We start from the raw sequence: 16,898 nt of genomic DNA, 5'->3' as shown, positions 1-16,898 counted from the left end.
ATTAACGTTGCCTCCGTTAATAACTTAAATTATTCGCCTTTAGCTGCTTTGAAAGCTTCAGCCATAGCGTTGTTTGAAAAACCAACTTCTTCTTTGTTGTTTACAGAAGCGATAGCGTCTTTCTCGTCTGCTTCGTCTTTAGCACGAACAGATAAGTTGATAACGCGGTTTTTACGGTCAACGCCAGTGTATTTAGCTTCAACAGCTTCGCCAACATTCAGAACCAGAGTTGCATCTTCAACGCGGTCACGTGAAGCTTCAGAAGCACGCAGGTAACCTTCAACACCGTCAGCTAATTCTACAGTTGCGCCTTTAGCGTCAACAGCAGTTACTTTACCAGAAACAATAGCACCTTTTTTGTGAGCAGACAGGTAATTATTGAATGGATCTTCTGATAATTGTTTAACGCCCAGTGAGATACGTTCACGTTCAGCATCAACTTGCAGAACTACAGCAGCGATTTCGTCGCCTTTTTTGTATTCACGAACTGCTTCTTCACCTGCAACATTCCAAGAAATGTCAGATAAGTGAACCAGACCGTCGATACCGCCGTCTAAACCGATGAAGATACCGAAGTCAGTGATAGACTTGATTTTACCTTCAACACGGTCGTTCTTGTTGTGAGTTTCTGCGAACTGCTGCCATGGGTTAGATTTGCACTGTTTCAGACCCAGTGAAATACGGCGACGTTCTTCATCGATGTCAAGAACCATAACTTCAACAACATCACCAACGTTAACAACTTTAGATGGGTGAATGTTTTTGTTAGTCCAATCCATTTCAGAAACGTGTACCAGACCTTCAACGCCTTCTTCGATTTCTACGAAGCAACCGTAATCAGTCAGATTAGTTACACGACCAGTCAGTCTAGTACCTTCTGGATAACGTTTAGCGATAGCTACCCATGGATCTTCGCCCAGTTGTTTCAGACCTAATGATACGCGAGTACGTTCACGGTCGAATTTCAGGACTTTAACAGTGATTTCGTCGCCAACATTGACAATTTCGCTTGGGTGTTTAACACGTTTCCAAGCCATGTCAGTGATGTGCAGTAAGCCGTCAACACCGCCCAGATCAACGAATGCACCGTAGTCAGTAAGGTTCTTAACGATACCTTTAACTTCCATGCCTTCTTGCAGGTTTTCTAATAACTGATCGCGTTCTGCGCTGTTTTCAGATTCGATAACCGCACGACGAGACACAACAACGTTGTTACGTTTTTGGTCTAATTTGATGACTTTGAACTCAAGCTCTTTGTTTTCCAGATGAGTTGTATCGCGAACTGGGCGAACGTCTACCAGTGAACCTGGTAAGAACGCACGAATGCCGTTCAGTTCAACAGTGAAACCACCTTTAACTTTACCGTTGATGATACCAACAACAGTTTCGTTTTCTTCGTAAGCTTTTTCCAGCATCAGCCACGCTTCGTGACGTTTAGCTTTCTCACGAGACAGAACGGTTTCACCGAAGCCATCTTCAACCGCGTCCAGAGCAACATCAATTTCGTCGCCCACTTGGATTTCTAATTCGCCTTGAGCGTTTTTAAATTGTTCTACAGGGATAGCAGATTCTGATTTCAGACCTGCATCAACCAGAACAACGTCTTTATCGATAGCAACTACAACGCCGCGAACGATAGCGCCAGGACGAGTTTCGATTGTTTTTAGGGATTCTTCAAAGAGTTGAGCAAAAGATTCTGTCATGTTAATGATCTTCAAGTAAATTTAATTAACGTCCATTTAGCATCCGGCCGAATGGGGTTGTTTCACATACCTCGTTACATCCTTTGTGACAAGGTCATCGGGCATTGTTGTGTTTTCATTAACACGTCAACCCGATTTTGATAATTACCTAGTATAAACGAAATAAAAATTAATTACGCTGATAATTGCAGATTTTTTTTAGCATAAGTTAACGATTTTTCAATAACTTCGTCGATAGACAAACTTGTAGAATCGAGAATTAATGCATCTTTCGCTGCAACAAGTGGCGCAACAGCGCGATTCCGGTCACGGTGATCGCGTTCTTTTATCTCGGATAAAAGGCGCTCAAAGTTAACATTAAAGCCCTTTTCCTGCAACTGTAACATGCGACGACGTGCTCGTTCCTCTGCGCTGGCTTCAAGAAAAATTTTCACTTGAGCATCAGGGAAAACTATCGTTCCCATATCTCGCCCATCGGCAATAAGACCAGGTTCAGTACGAAATGCTCGCTGGCGACGCAATAATGCTTCTCTTACACGGGGAAAAGTTGCTGCTTGTGAGGCCGTATTCCCAACTGTTTCAGTACGAATTTCATTCGATACATCTTCACCTTCGAGGATAACACTTAAACCATTCTCATTAGGAACAAAACGTACATCTAAATTTGCCGCTAAAGGTACTAATGCATCTTCAGAAGTAATATCAACATGGTGGTGTAAAGCAGCTAATGCCAACACACGATAAATAGCACCAGAGTCAAGTAAGTGCCAGCCAAACGCTTTCGCTAATGCTTGGCATAATGTTCCTTTACCTGCTCCGCTAGGCCCATCAACAGTTATAACAGGGACGATAACCGCCATGAGTTTCTCCTTTTCATGGGCACTGTGTTTCTGTGTTTGATGCTTTTATTACATTGATATAATAGACATTGAATTCAAACAGAGAAAAACAGTATTAATGTATGCGCGTCATTATACGCATACAATGTATAGGAAGAAACAAGCAGATAAAGGCCAAAGAGATTTATTCAATATTATTTTTTATAGATAGGTTATTTTTTAGAAAACTTTGTCTGAACATAATAAAAAATCGGCAATATTGTGCTGTTAGAAGTCCAACACTGCCGATTTAACTGATTTAAATTTGACTTGTTTTTATTAAATACAATGGGTATTAACCATGACGCTGAGAAAGCGTTTCTAACTTATCAAAATAATCTGGGAATGTTTTGGCTGTACAACCTGGATCAAGAATAGTAATAGGTGTATCAGACAATGCCACCAGCGAGAAACACATAGCAATACGATGATCGTTATAAGTTTTGATATTTGCAGTCGTTAACTGCTGTGGTGGAGTGACTTTTAAGTAATCATGCCCTTCTTCTACAATCGCACCTACTTTTTGCAATTCTGCAGCCATTGCTGCCAATCGGTCAGTTTCTTTTACACGCCAGTTATAGATATTACGAATAACAGTATCACCTTTTGCAAACAGCGCTGTAGTAGCAATGGTCATTGCTGCATCAGGAATAGTATTCATATCCATATCGATGCCCTTTAACGAGCCACGTTCACATTCAATATAATCATCACCCCAACGTATTTTTGCTCCCATTTTTTCAAGTACAGAAGCAAAATGAATATCGCCTTGCAAACTATTTTTGCCAATACCTGTCACTCGGACTGTTCCACCTTTAATTGCAGCAGCAGCTAAGAAATAAGATGCTGATGACGCATCTCCTTCTACAAGGTATTTTTCAGGTGATTGATATTGTTGACCGCCTTTCACAACAAATTGTTGATAATTTTGATTTTCAATCTTGCCACCAAAGGTATTAATCAACGCTAAGGTAATATCGATATACGGTTTTGATACTAACTCACCCTTAATTGTAATAGTTGTATCTTGCTCAGCTAATGGCGCTGTCATTAATAAGGCGGTCAAAAATTGGCTTGAAACACTACCATCAACTGCTACATTTCCACCCTTAAAACCGCCACGTAAACGAATAGGTGGATAATCTGTTTGTTCGAGATAATCGATACTCGCACCACCTTGGCGCAAAGCGTCAACTAAGTGCCCAATTGGGCGCTCTTTCATTCGTGGTTCACCCGTTAATACAATGTCATGTGAACCTAAACTTAATGCAGCTGCCAATGGACGCATTGCTGTACCAGCATTACCTAAGAAAAGTTCTAATGGTGAATTAGTTTTAAATTCACCACCTAGACCCTCTATATCACAGACTGTATTGTTATTTGATAATTGATACTGCACGCCTAATGCTTTTAATGCATTTAGCATATGACGAATATCATCACTATCTAATAGGTTAGTTAAACGTGTTTTACCTTTAGCTAAAGCGGCTAATAATAACGCACGATTAGAGACACTTTTTGAACCTGGTAAATTAATAGTGCCTTCAATATGAGCAATAGGCTGTAATGTCAACGATTCCATAAACAGGTAAGAACTCCGATAAACAAATAAAATAAGATGGGATGCTGTTTAATCAAAAAATAATAAAACGATTTAGGTACTTATTGTTTTTATTTATTTTTTAGTACTGGGATAATTTGATTGTCATTATCAACATCTTTGGATAAAAGGAAACCTACTTTCACATAGGCTTCCTAGACATATAATGTATGTATTATGCGTGGCGACGCTCAAAATCAGCCATAAAATCAACTAATGCTTGAACACCAGCTAATGGCATTGCGTTATAAATTGATGCACGCATACCACCAGATACACGGTGCCCTTTTAATGCGACTAACCCTTGAGCTTCGGCCTCTTTTAAGAAGACTGAATCTAATTCAGGGGAAGACATTTGGAAAGGTACATTCATTAGTGAGCGATTTTCTGTAGCAACTCGATTGATATAAAAATCGCTATTATCAATTGCACTATAAAGAAGCGCTGCTTTTTCATAGTTACGTTTTGCCATCTCTTGCAAACCACCTTGCTCTTTCAGCCATTTAAAGACCATACCTGATAAATACCAAGCAAAGGTAGGTGGTGTATTAAACATGGAGTCATTTTCAGCAAGCACTGTGTAATCAAACACAGAAGGTGTTTCTTTGTGCGCTTTACCTAATAGATCTTCACGAATAATGACAATAGTTAAACCCGCAGGGCCAATATTTTTTTGTGCACCCGCATAGATAACACCAAAACGGCTAACATCTATCGGTTGAGATAAAATAGAAGACGAATAGTCAGCAATAACAATTTTGTTGTCATCAAAATTGGGTTCTTCATGAATGGCAATACCATCAATGGTTTCATTTGGGCAATAATGTACATAAGCGGCATCATTACTTAATTGCCATTCTTTCATTGGCTTAACACCAATTTTGCCATCAACTTCTGTTTTAATTTTAATGATATTTGGCGAACAATATTTTTCAGCTTCTTCGGCTGCACTTTTCGCCCAATAACCACCATCAATATAGTCAGCGGTTGTCTTCTCACCTAACAAGTTGAGAGGTAAAGCTGCAAAGTGACCTCTAGCACCACCGTGGCAAAAAAGAATTTTGTAGTTTTCTGGCACATTGAGAAGGTCACGAAGATCTTGCTCTGCCTGATGAGCAACTTCAAGAAACTCTTTACTGCGGTGGCTGATTTCCATGACCGAGCGCCCCAGTTCATGCCAGTTGCATAATTCTAATTCTGCACGACGAAGGACTTCTGCCGGTAACATAGCCGGACCTGCACTAAAGTTATATAACTGACTCATTCAAATTCACCCTATCTGAATATGTTTTTACAAAATGACCTTTATCGGTTGTATCATTCTCGTTAAATTGGCGCAATGATTATTGTGAGCTAACGCATAATACGCAGTGCGTAAAAATAACGGTTAGGAGTGTTTTATGTCGGGGAGTGTAAATAAAAAAGAAGAAGCAAGCTGGGGAATGCTTCTTCATGGAAAAAATAGTCTAAAATCGCTCGCTTTAGCAGGAGGCGTTGCATTACATGCAATTAATGTTTATATCACGATAACAACACTGCCTTCTATTGTCCGAGATATAGGTGGGCTCAATTTATATGCATGGAACACCACTGTTTTTATTCTGGCTTCAATTCTTTCTTCTGCATTAACTTCACGATTGCTGAGTGCATTTGCACCTCGCAATAGTTATCTTTTTGCCACCATTTGCTTTTTATCTGGCTCTGTTATTTGTGCAACAGCACCCTCAATGCAGATATTGCTTTTAGGGCGATTTATTCAAGGGGCTGGCGGAGGAATGTTGCTGGCACTTGCTTACTCGTTAGTTCGAGTCATGTTTCCTCAACCACTTTGGTCCAGAGCCATGGCGTTAATGTCTAGTATGTGGGGAATATCGACACTATTAGGACCCGCACTGGGTGGAATATTTGCTGAATATGATGTTTGGCGTGGCGCATTTTGGTCTATTTTATTTGTAGGTATTCCTTACGCTATTTTATTATTAACTATTCTTCCTACCGAAAATAATGCTGATAATATTGTCGCCAAAGCGCCGTTACCTTTTCAACAGCTTATTTTATTAATGCTCGCTGTATTATCTATTTCTATTGGCAGTCTTTATAACGTTATTTTATATAACACCTTATCCTTTATATTTGCAGTGATCTTTATTTTACTGCTAGTCAATATTGATAAAAGATCAAATGATGGCTTATTTCCTAAAGGAACATTTTCTTTTTCTGCACCATTAGCACCAATATATCTCACCATGGCTTTATTAGGGATCAGTGTGCAAACAGAAGTCTTTGTGCCCTATTTCTTGCAAATTATCCATAATATTACCCCTCTACTTTCGGGTTATTTAGCAGCATTGGTTGGTGCAGGTTGGTCTTTCTCTGCCATTGTGTCTTCATCAAGTAAACAATCTACTGCTCAAAAATTAATGCGTTTTGGTCCAATGATTAACTTTTCAGCCATTGTTATCCTTGGTTTATTTATCTCTAATGTTCTAACCATACCTTATGGGCAAATTATCATTATTTGTATAGCCCTCTTTTTTACAGGTGCTGGAATAGGTATGGCATGGCCTCATTATTTAACTCGTGTATTGCATGTCTCTCAAGGGCAAGAAGCTCAAAAAGCAGCAACTTCTATTACCACTATCCAATTGTTTTCAACAGCTGTTGGAGCCTCTATTTCAGGGACAGTGGTTAATATGGCAGGATTAACAGATCCGGGTGGCATGATAGGCGCTCAAAATGCTGCACATTGGCTCTTTATTGTTTTTGCAATGACGCCATTAATTGCTTTTTTTACAGCAAGAGTTGTTGTCTCTCGAGCTAAAACAAATTAGCCATTTCACTTTTTAAAAATAACAAAGCCTCATTAATGAGGCCTTGTTATTATTCAAATTCTCTTAAATTAATACTTTTCGAAATTCTCTTGGATTTTCGCAGACTCTTGCGTTTGTGTTAAAGATAATTGTAATAATACTCTCGCTTTTTGTGGGTTTAAGCGCTCTGATGCCACAAAACCGTATTTTGCATCATCAACTTCACCATTTTGTGTAGTAAAGCCTACTGGTACACGGCTTGCACGCACAACAACCACACCTTTTTTAGCGCCATCGGCTAAGGTATCAAAAATATCAGTATATAAGTTACCGTTACCAACACCCGCGCTGACAATACCTTTATAGCCATTATCAATAAAGGCTTTTGCTGGTAAATTAGAGGCGTTTGAGTAGTTATAAACAATACCCACTTTTGGTAATTCAGTTAGTTTACTGACATCAAATGCGGGTTTATCAGCACGAGGTAATGCCGCAGTGTAATAATGTACCTTGCCGTTATGTACGTAACCTTGAGCACCGGCATTAACTGGCTGGAATGCTTGTACTTCAGTCGTATTCATTTTCACGACATCTTTACCACTGATAACCGCATTGTTCATAGTGACTAACACACCACGATTTTCAGAAGCTTTATCACTGGCAATCACAACTGCGTTAAAAAGATTTAAAGGACCTTCAGCGCCTAATGCAGTTGCAGGGCGCATTGCACCAACCATAACAACTGGTTTTTTACAGGCTGTTGTTAAATCCAGAAAGTAAGCCGTCTCTTCCATGGTGTCAGTACCATGAGTGATAACAAATCCGTCCGTTTTATCACAATCTGCATTAATTTTATTAGCCAGCTTAAGCCATACTTGGTCATTCATATCTTGAGAACCAATGTTGACGACTTGCTCGCCTTTTAAATTAGCGACTTTTTTAGCCTCAGGTACGGCATTAATTAGCGTATCAATACCTAATTTACCCGCTGTATAGCTTGATGTTGTTGCTGAATCACCACCACCTGCAATGGTACCACCAGTAGCTAAAATGGTGACGTTAGGTAAGGCGAAAACAGAACCACTGACTACAGCTAATAGACTGGCAAGCAATGTTTTTTTCATCATCGAACTGATCCCTTATGAGTTTATAAATAAATCCAATTATGATGATTTTAAATTATTAATTCCGTGATAAATCGAACGTATTTATTAAAAAAACTCATATGTTAAATAACTTATTAGTTATGAATATGGTTAGTCAGTTCTAAATGAGAGAAATTATTAGTGATTAACAGGGGATTTCAGTATCATGTGCCCCCTAACTATCATCCGCAAAATATTAATGAAACCTGCCATGTCACAAACATTCATTCCTGGCAAAGATGCCGCACTGGAAGATTCTATCGCTAGCTTTCAGAAAAAATTAACCGATTTAGGCTTTAACATTGAAGAAGCTTCATGGTTAAACCCAGTTCCTAATGTCTGGTCTGTTCATATTCGCGATAAAGATTGCCCTTTATGTTTTACTAACGGTAAAGGTGCCAGCAAAAAAGCAGCATTAGCTTCCGCATTAGGCGAATACTTTGAACGTCTTTCAACTAATTATTTCTTCTCTGATTTCTGGCTAGGTGCTGATATTGCAGAAGGTGAATTTGTTCACTATCCAAGTGAAAAATGGTTCCCTCTCACTGAGGATGATTCTGTTCCTACAGGTTTATTAGATGCGCGTTTACGTGAATTTTATGATCCTGAAGGTGAGTTATGTGGTAGTGAATTAGTTGATTTACAATCAAGTAATCATGATCGTGGAATTTGCGCACTACCATTTATTCGTCAATCAGATGAAAAACCTGTTTATATTCCTGTAAATATTATTGCTAACTTGTATGCCTCTAATGGCATGTCTGCGGGTAATACAAAGAATGAAGCTCGTGTCCAAGGACTTTCAGAAGTTTTTGAACGCTATGTGAAAAACCGCATTATCACCGAAAGAATTAGCTTACCTGAAATTCCTAAAGAGGTTTTAGCTCGCTACCCTGCTGTTATTGAAGCGATTAATACCTTAGAGCAAGAAGGTTTCCCAATCTTTAGCTTTGATGCTTCTTTAGGGGGACAATTCCCTGTTATTTGTGTCGTGTTATTTAACCCACAAAATGGAACTTGTTTCGCTTCTTTTGGAGCTCATCCTGATTTTGGTGTAGCTTTAGAGCGTACCGTCACGGAGTTATTACAAGGCCGTAGTCTTAAAGATCTTGATGTTTTCAACCCACCAAGCTTTGATGATGAAGAAGTGGGTGATCACACCAATCTTGAAACACATTTTATTGATTCAAGTGGTTTAATTAGTTGGGATCTATTTAAGAAAGATGCCGATTATACTTTTGCTGATTGGAATTTCAGTGGCACCACTGAAGAAGAGTTCCATACCTTAATGGCGCTGTGCCAGCAGTGTGATGCTGAAGTCTATATTATGGATTACTCACACTTAGGCGTTTATGCGTGTCGTATTTTAGTACCTGGTTTATCCGATATTTACCCTGCAGAAGATCTACAGTTAGCCAATAACATTATGGGTGTACATTGGCGTGATACTATTCTTTCGTTACCAACAAGCGAAGGCACAAAAGAAGAATATTTATCACTTATCGGTCAATTTGATGAAGATGGTCTAGACGACTTTACTCGTATCAGAGAAATGATTGGTATTGCACCAGGTAAAGATAATGGCTGGAGCCATTTGCGAGTGGGTGAATTAAAATCCATGCTTGCACTTGCTGGTGGTGATCTTGATCAAGCGCTTGTCTGGGTTGAATGGACTCAAGATTTCAACGCTTCTTTATTTACGCCAGAACGCCAAAATTATTATCGCTGCTTACACAATCTCTTATTATTACAACAAGAGACTGAACGTGAACCTGTGCAATACATGTATGCATTCTCTCGTATGTATGGAGAAGAAACATTACAAGCAGCCTTAAACGCAATACAAGGTAAACAAGCATTTTATGGTTTACAACCTATCGATGCTGACTTAACAAATTTACCTATTCATCAGTCGTTACTTACTGCTTATGAAAAATTGCAAAAAGCAAAACGTCAATCGAACAAATAAGCCTATTTTATTTAGGATGATTTATTAAATAATCACTAAATTTAACTGAATAATAAGCGCGTATTTAAATTGAAACACTCTATTGAAAAGTAGAGTGTTTTATTTTGCTAAAAATAAATTTTTGACAATTTTGTCAACTTGACAAATATGCCATCCGACAAAATTGTCAAAATATGGCAAAATTGACGATTTAAGATATTTAATACGACACTATAAATATATATTGAAGTTTTGCACTAAGAATATAGCTTAAATACAGTTTAAATTGCTATTTGTTTAACCAGATCTCAAAAATTTAAAAACCTTATTTTTATAATGGTTATATGTCTGGAGTAATCAATCATGATTAACCACAAATAAAGTAATGTTTATATTTATGGAAAAAGTAAATAAGGCGTTAAATTTGATTTTTAATTCTTAACATACGGGGTCTAAATAATACTTTATCTTTACTTTTTACTTTATTTATCCAGCTAGTCTAAAATTTTTTGATAATTTTTAAAAAATTTTTTTATTTTATTAATCAAATGGTTATAGCTAAAATAGCGGGTTTTTACGCACTGAAATCGGGTTTCTAATAAGCGACCATGATCCATATCAATTTTAGAAGTAAGCCCCTTTGCTACTATTATTGCGTGCTATAATTATTCCAACATATAAGAGAGTGTTAGTATGAAAGCTGACAGCCCTTTTAATTTATTATCACCTGCTGATATGGCAAAAGTTGCCGATGATGCATGTTGTTATAAAGCAAATAAACATATTCCAACGACTTACTTATCTGCATTTACTGCGGGAATGTTTATATCAATTGCTTTTGTTTTTTATATTACTGCTACTACAGGCACCGCATCTGTTCCATTTGGGCTGGCTAAATTAGTTGGCGGGATCTGCTTCTCTCTGGGGTTAATGCTCGTCGTCGTTTGTGGCGCGGACTTATTCACCTCAACTGTTCTGACTATTATTCCTAAAGCGACTGGACGTATATCTTGGGGCAAAATGTTTGCTAACTGGATAAATGTCTATCTTGGTAACTTCATTGGCGCACTCTTTTTTGTTGCCTTAATGTGGTTTGCTGGCCAACATATGGCTGCAAATGGGCTTTGGGGGCTAAACGTTTTACAAACTGCACAACATAAAGTTGAACACACTTTTATCGAAGCAGTTTGTTTAGGCATTCTAGCTAACTTAATGGTTTGTCTTGCAGTATGGATGAGCTATGCAGGTCGTACACTCATTGATAAGCTTTTTGCACTGATTTTACCTATAGGTATGTTCGTTGCTAGCGGTTTTGAGCACAGTATCGCTAACATGTTTCTTATTCCTTTAGGTATTGTTATTAAGAATTTTGCACCCGCAGAATTCTGGACTAAAGTAGGTGCATCATCCGAACAATTTTCAAATTTAACGGTATCAAATTTTCTCTCTGATAATTTATTGCCTGTCACTATCGGTAACATTATTGGCGGGGCAGTCCTAGTCGGTCTGGTATACTGGTTAATGCATCTGCGCGGTGACAAACATTAATCCGTGCAGGTATGACTGATTTCTTAAGTTCCATTGTAAAAAGGTAGAAGTATCATGTCTGATTTAAATGAAAAATTTGCTGAAGCATGGAAAGGTTTTTCTGAAGGTGAATGGCAGAACGGTGTTAACGTTCGTGATTTTATCCAAAAAAACTATACTCCATATGAAGGCGACGAATCTTTCCTAGCAGGTTCCACTAAAGCAACTGATACACTTTGGGAACAAGTTATGGAAGGCATCAAAATCGAAAACCGCACACATGCGCCGGTTGATTTTGATACTTCTGTTGCTTCAACTATCACATCACACGATGCGGGTTACATCACTAAAGATTTAGAACAAGTCGTAGGTTTACAGACTGATGCACCTCTGAAACGTGCGATCATCCCATTCGGTGGTATCCGTATGGTTGAAAGTTCTTGCCACGCTTACAACCGTGAGCTGGACCCAGAACTGAAAAAAATCTTTACTGATTATCGTAAAACTCACAACCAAGGCGTTTTCGATGTTTATACTCCAGACATCATGAAATGCCGTAAATCTGGTATCTTAACAGGTTTACCAGATGCTTATGGTCGTGGCCGTATCATCGGTGACTACCGTCGTGTTGCACTGTACGGTATCGACTTCCTGCGTAAAGATAAATTCGCTCAATTCACTTCTTTACAAGAAAGAATGGAAAAAGGCGAAGATCTGGAAATGACTATCCAACTGCGTGAAGAAATCGCAGAGCAGCATGCTGCTTTAGGTCAAATCCAAGAAATGGCTGCAAAATACGGCTACGATATTTCTCGCCCAGCTCAAAACGCAAAAGAAGCAGTACAATGGACTTACTTCGGTTACTTAGCCGCTGTTAAATCTCAAAACGGTGCTGCAATGTCATTTGGTCGTGTATCTACATTCTTAGATATCTACATCCAACGTGATATTGATGCAGGTTTACTGACTGAAGAACAAGCTCAGGAATTAATTGACCACTTAGTCATGAAATTACGTATGGTTCGTTTCTTACGTACTCCTGAATATGATGAGCTGTTCTCTGGTGACCCAATCTGGGCAACAGAATCTTTAGCTGGTATGGGTTTAGATGGCCGTACTATGGTAACTAAGAATACTTTCCGTTTCTTAAATACCCTGTACACAATGGGTCCATCACCAGAACCAAACATGACCATCCTGTGGTCAGAACAACTGCCTATCAACTTTAAAAAATACGCAGCGAAAGTCTCAATCGATACTTCTTCAATCCAGTACGAAAATGATGACTTAATGCGTCCTGACTTCGACAGCGATGACTATGCAATCGCATGTTGTGTTAGCCCAATGGTTGTTGGTAAACAAATGCAGTTCTTCGGTGCTCGTGCAAACTTAGCGAAAACCTTACTGTATACCATCAATGGTGGTGTTGACGAAAAACTGAAAATCCAAGTAGGTCCAAAACATGCTCCAATCAAGGACGAAGTATTAAACTTCGATACCGTGATGAACCAAATGGATCACTTTATGGATTGGTTAGCAACTCAGTACGTCACTGCGCTGAACGTTATCCACTACATGCACGATAAATACAGCTATGAAGCAGCTCTGATGGCACTTCATGATCGTGATGTATATCGTACAATGGCATGTGGTATCGCAGGTCTGTCTGTTGCAGCTGACTCACTGTCTGCAATCAAATATGCAAAAGTTTCTCCAATCCGTGATGAAAACGGCTTAGCGATTGACTTCAAAATTGATGGCGAATACCCACAATTTGGTAACAACGATTCTCGTGTAGATGACATCGCTTGTGACTTAGTTGAACGTTTCATGAAGAAAATTCAGAAACTGCGTACATACCGTAATGCGGTACCTACACAGTCTATCCTGACTATCACTTCAAACGTTGTTTACGGTAAGAAAACAGGTAACACTCCAGACGGTCGTCGTGCAGGCGCGCCATTCGGACCAGGTGCTAACCCAATGCACGGTCGTGACCAAAAAGGTGCTGTTGCTTCACTGACTTCAGTTGCTAAACTGCCATTTGCTTATGCAAAAGACGGTATTTCTTACACCTTCTCAATCGTGCCTAATGCATTAGGTAAAGATGATGATGTTCGTAAAGCGAACCTTGCAGGTCTGATGGATGGTTATTTCCACCACGAAGCCGGCATTGAAGGTGGTCAGCATCTGAACGTTAACGTGATGAACCGTGAAATGCTGTTAGAAGCAATGGAAGATCCTGAGAAATATCCTCAGTTAACTATCCGTGTTTCTGGTTATGCAGTTCGCTTTAACTCACTGACTAAAGAGCAACAGCAAGACGTTATCACCCGTACATTTACACAAACAATGTAATAAAGATAACTATATGCATTTATTTACTGAGAAAGTAGATAAAATCGCTTAGAATAAAGGCCCCTACTTTGGGGCCTTTTTATCTAGACAGTTTTGGAGTAACCCTGTTATGTCCGTACTTGGTCGTATCCACTCATTTGAATCCTGCGGTACTGTTGACGGTCCCGGAATACGTTTCATTGTTTTCTTTCAAGGATGCTTAATGAGATGCCTCTATTGTCACAATCGTGACACATGGGATACTCATGGTGGGCAAATCGTCACAGTTGATGAATTAATGAAAGAGGCGGTTACCTATCGTCATTTTATGAATGCTTCTGGTGGCGGTGTTACTGCTTCTGGTGGCGAAGCGATTTTGCAAGCAGAGTTTGTGCGCGATTGGTTCCGCGCATGTCAAAAAGAAAATATCCATACTTGCTTAGATACTAACGGCTTTGTTCGTCGTTATGATCCCGTTATTGATGAATTAATGGATGCTACTGACTTGGTGATGCTCGACCTAAAACAAGTCAATGATGAAATTCACCAAAAATTAGTGGGCGTATCAAACCAACGCACACTTGAATTTGCCCGTTATTTAGCCAAGCGAGGCCAAAAAACATGGGTTCGTTATGTGGTTGTTCCGGGTTGGTCTGACGATGATGATTCTGCTCATCGTTTAGGCGAATTTATTAAAGATATGAAAAACATCGAAAAAGTAGAGCTACTACCTTACCACGAACTCGGCAAACATAAATGGGTAGCTTTAGGCGAAGAATACAAACTAGATGGTATTCATCCACCGTCAAAAGAGACGATGGAAAATGTTAAATCCATTCTTGAGTCTTACGGCCATAAAGTAATGTATTAAATTCTTCTACTTAGAATTAATTTAAGAAGCAGCGTTTTTAAGCGCTGCTTTTTTGTTTAATGTTTACTATTAGCCATAATGTTTTTCTCGATGGCAATTTGGGCAGAGAGCTTCAGCATTCTCAACCATATCACCCCCTCCTTGTGATAAAAATATTTTATGATGTACTTCAAGATAAGGTTCTGATTTATACTCTGGGTTATCTTTATTCTGCTTCTCTTTTCGATTAAATGGCGCAGGTTTTTTACAACATTCACAAAACCCTTTTGCTCTATCTAAAACCTCTGCAACAACATCTGGATTACGTGGATAAACCAATACTTCTCTCGAAATATATTCAAGCCTAGCCGGCGCTTTTTTTAATCTTTCCTGACGAGCTTTTTTTGAAGATCCTCTTGATTGCTTAACCGCATCTTCAAATTCTTCATTGAGTTTTTCTAAAGTCCGATCTTTACTTTGAATCTCTGTATTTAAGTTATTATTTAAAACGTCAAGTAAAACCCTAGATACTTTCTCTGAAAGAGGTTTTCTTAATGATTGTCCTTGCTTACAAAAATGACGTTTAAAATTATTCCAATTATAAGGAGTATCTAGCTTAGGTAAGCTTTTACTTAAAACATCCTCATCTAACTCAATAAATTTATTTAAATATTCATCATCAGGTGCTTTAAATTTTAACCTATTAGGTGATTTGGTGTTTTTTTCATCTACATAGTGACCAACAACCTCAAATAATCCGCATAATTTATAATTTTCATTAGTTTTTATTTTTTGAATAATAAAAACTTTATCTCCTTTTTCAATATTATAAAGGTCACCTACTCGAGCACCTGATAATCCATAACCACTTTTATAATCAAAATTCTTCTTATTTTTATCACCATGTAATGCATAATAATATTTCATTTTTATTCCTATTTATTATCGTGCATTCATTTTACTTAAGACACATACCCTCTTATCAAAGAAAAGGCTGCAAATAAGCTATCTAATACTCCTATTGCTATAACAGAATAATATTGCTTTTTTACTATAAGATTATCCTTAACCTATATTAGCTTTAATACAGTTGATTAATAACAAAACAAAAAGATATTATAGAGGGCTTATATTTATAAACAAAGATATCGGGATTAAGGTACAGGAAATGGAACAAGACAACAATTCATCGCAAACAGAGCCGCAAGAGATCTTTACGCCTATTCCTCAAGCACGAGGTGCTTCAGGCGGAGTGCGTTGGTTAGGACTCGGATGGGATTTAATAAAAGAACGTTTTTGGATGTGGATCGGCGTTATTATTATCTACTTTATCGTTAGTCTTATTATATCAACCATTCTTGGATTCATTCCGCTATTGGGTCCAATCATTTCACCTTTTGTTACTACTGTATTAGCCGCAGGTGTCGTGGCAATTGCTCATCAGCAGTATGAGACTCAACGTATTGATGTTGATACTTTATTCTTTGGCTTTTATAACAAACGTTACCTTAGCTTGATGGGCGCATATGGTATTAGTTTCCTAATTTTACTTGTAGGTTTTATTCTTGCATTTATCGTCAGCAGTGCCGCTATGATGGATATTTTTTATGCTATCAATAGCGATTATCCTGAAGAAATCATTGCTGAAATGATGATGGATAACTCGTCTGGATTTATATTATTTTTTGTTATTATCGCTATTTTTGGTGCATTAAGCACTGCAGCCTATTGGTTTGTTCCTGCGCTTGTATTAGTCAATGGCTATAAAGCATTCCCTGCAGTTAAAGCGAGCCTAGCAGCAGTAAAAATAAACTTATCTGGTGGGTTCTTCTTCTTTATTTTACTGTTCTTTATTATTGCTATTAGTGTTATTCCATTTGGTTTAGGTTTACTGATTACTATTCCTCTTTCCTATACAGCAATGTATGGCTCTTATCGTGATATTTTTTATCATCATAATATAGGAAATCAAGGAAATAACGGTGGCATCAATGGAAATGGTGCAATTTCTCTAAATAAAACCGCTGAATCCAATATTGGAAAATTAGTAAGCTAATATTAGCGTTAACAACCTAAATAAAACAGCAGTAGACTGAAGCA

At 38.3% G+C, this 16,898-nt stretch carries 12 protein-coding genes; 6 read left to right on the top strand and 6 right to left on the bottom strand.

Annotated features, from left to right (window positions below):
• Window positions 1-29 precede the first annotated feature (29 nt).
• The 4 genes from rpsA to serC form a co-directional block, all read right to left on the bottom strand.
• The gene (rpsA, locus tag LW139_RS06520) at window positions 30-1,703 is read right to left on the bottom strand and encodes a 30S ribosomal protein S1 (RefSeq protein ID WP_036938108.1); all 1,674 of its coding nucleotides are present in this window, start codon (window positions 1,701-1,703) and stop codon (window positions 30-32) included.
• 173 nt (window positions 1,704-1,876) lie between these two features.
• The gene (gene cmk / locus LW139_RS06515; protein WP_109408797.1) at window positions 1,877-2,563 is read right to left on the bottom strand and encodes a (d)CMP kinase; all 687 of its coding nucleotides are present in this window, start codon (window positions 2,561-2,563) and stop codon (window positions 1,877-1,879) included.
• 313 nt (window positions 2,564-2,876) lie between these two features.
• Window positions 2,877-4,163 carry a 3-phosphoshikimate 1-carboxyvinyltransferase gene (gene aroA, locus LW139_RS06510; protein WP_109408796.1) on the bottom strand — a complete coding sequence of 429 codons (1,287 nt, stop codon included), beginning with the start codon at window positions 4,161-4,163 and terminating at the stop codon, window positions 2,877-2,879.
• A 193-nt stretch (window positions 4,164-4,356) separates the two neighbouring features.
• Window positions 4,357-5,445 carry a 3-phosphoserine/phosphohydroxythreonine transaminase gene (gene serC, locus LW139_RS06505; RefSeq protein ID WP_166539638.1) on the bottom strand — a complete coding sequence of 363 codons (1,089 nt, stop codon included), beginning with the start codon at window positions 5,443-5,445 and terminating at the stop codon, window positions 4,357-4,359.
• Window positions 5,446-5,581: 136 nt separating this feature from the next.
• Here serC and LW139_RS06500 point away from each other — a divergent pair, with 136 nt between their 5' ends.
• Window positions 5,582-7,012: an MFS transporter gene (locus tag LW139_RS06500; protein WP_109408794.1), complete on the top strand. Its 1,431-nt coding sequence runs from the start codon at window positions 5,582-5,584 to the stop codon at window positions 7,010-7,012.
• Between the two features lie 68 nt (window positions 7,013-7,080).
• On the opposite strand, the gene ansB is transcribed toward LW139_RS06500, so the two are convergent.
• On the bottom strand, window positions 7,081-8,118 hold the full coding sequence (gene ansB / locus LW139_RS06495) for an L-asparaginase 2 (protein ID WP_208105124.1): 1,038 nt from the start codon (window positions 8,116-8,118) through the stop codon (window positions 7,081-7,083).
• Window positions 8,119-8,347: 229 nt separating this feature from the next.
• Here ansB and ycaO point away from each other — a divergent pair, with 229 nt between their 5' ends.
• The 4 genes from ycaO (at window position 8,348) to pflA (ending at window position 14,819) form a co-directional block, all read left to right on the top strand.
• Complete coding sequence (gene ycaO / locus LW139_RS06490; RefSeq protein ID WP_227336648.1) at window positions 8,348-10,105, top strand: 30S ribosomal protein S12 methylthiotransferase accessory factor YcaO; 1,758 nt, start codon at window positions 8,348-8,350, stop codon at window positions 10,103-10,105.
• Between the two features lie 672 nt (window positions 10,106-10,777).
• Window positions 10,778-11,632: a formate transporter FocA gene (gene focA / locus LW139_RS06485; RefSeq protein ID WP_247850797.1), complete on the top strand. Its 855-nt coding sequence runs from the start codon at window positions 10,778-10,780 to the stop codon at window positions 11,630-11,632.
• Between the two features lie 54 nt (window positions 11,633-11,686).
• Entirely contained in the window at window positions 11,687-13,969 is a 2,283-nt protein-coding gene (gene pflB / locus LW139_RS06480; RefSeq protein WP_166539641.1) for a formate C-acetyltransferase, read from the top strand.
• Window positions 13,970-14,078: 109 nt separating this feature from the next.
• Window positions 14,079-14,819 (top strand): pyruvate formate lyase 1-activating protein, encoded by a 741-nt coding sequence (gene pflA, locus LW139_RS06475; RefSeq protein WP_036938126.1) that lies wholly within the window; start codon window positions 14,079-14,081, stop codon window positions 14,817-14,819.
• Window positions 14,820-14,888: 69 nt separating this feature from the next.
• On the opposite strand, the gene LW139_RS06470 is transcribed toward pflA, so the two are convergent.
• A complete protein-coding gene (locus LW139_RS06470; RefSeq protein WP_247850796.1) occupies window positions 14,889-15,725 on the bottom strand; it encodes an HNH endonuclease in 837 nt (278 codons plus the stop codon).
• Between the two features lie 241 nt (window positions 15,726-15,966).
• Here LW139_RS06470 and LW139_RS06465 point away from each other — a divergent pair, with 241 nt between their 5' ends.
• A complete protein-coding gene (locus LW139_RS06465) occupies window positions 15,967-16,854 on the top strand; it encodes a BPSS1780 family membrane protein (protein WP_166539643.1) in 888 nt (295 codons plus the stop codon).
• Window positions 16,855-16,898 lie beyond the last annotated feature (44 nt).

Origin of the sequence: Proteus vulgaris (genome assembly GCF_023100685.1) — a bacterium.
Classification (GTDB): Bacteria; Pseudomonadota; Gammaproteobacteria; order Enterobacterales; family Enterobacteriaceae; genus Proteus.
This window is presented reverse-complemented; position numbering and strand designations above follow the sequence as displayed.

Excerpts from the sequence above, each read along its gene's own strand:
- pflA (WP_036938126.1), top strand. The coding sequence starts at position 14,079 with ATGTCCGTACTTGGTCGTATCCACTCATTTGAATCCTGCGGTACTGTT.
- focA (WP_247850797.1), top strand. The coding sequence starts at position 10,778 with ATGAAAGCTGACAGCCCTTTTAATTTATTATCACCTGCTGATATGGCA.
- ycaO (WP_227336648.1), top strand. The coding sequence starts at position 8,348 with ATGTCACAAACATTCATTCCTGGCAAAGATGCCGCACTGGAAGATTCT.
- serC (WP_166539638.1), bottom strand. The coding sequence starts at position 5,445 with ATGAGTCAGTTATATAACTTTAGTGCAGGTCCGGCTATGTTACCGGCA.
- aroA (WP_109408796.1), bottom strand. The coding sequence starts at position 4,163 with ATGGAATCGTTGACATTACAGCCTATTGCTCATATTGAAGGCACTATT.
- cmk (WP_109408797.1), bottom strand. The coding sequence starts at position 2,563 with ATGGCGGTTATCGTCCCTGTTATAACTGTTGATGGGCCTAGCGGAGCA.
- pflB (WP_166539641.1), top strand. The coding sequence starts at position 11,687 with ATGTCTGATTTAAATGAAAAATTTGCTGAAGCATGGAAAGGTTTTTCT.
- LW139_RS06470 (WP_247850796.1), bottom strand. The coding sequence starts at position 15,725 with ATGAAATATTATTATGCATTACATGGTGATAAAAATAAGAAGAATTTT.
- ansB (WP_208105124.1), bottom strand. The coding sequence starts at position 8,118 with ATGATGAAAAAAACATTGCTTGCCAGTCTATTAGCTGTAGTCAGTGGT.
- LW139_RS06500 (WP_109408794.1), top strand. The coding sequence starts at position 5,582 with ATGTCGGGGAGTGTAAATAAAAAAGAAGAAGCAAGCTGGGGAATGCTT.
- LW139_RS06465 (WP_166539643.1), top strand. The coding sequence starts at position 15,967 with ATGGAACAAGACAACAATTCATCGCAAACAGAGCCGCAAGAGATCTTT.
- rpsA (WP_036938108.1), bottom strand. The coding sequence starts at position 1,703 with ATGACAGAATCTTTTGCTCAACTCTTTGAAGAATCCCTAAAAACAATC.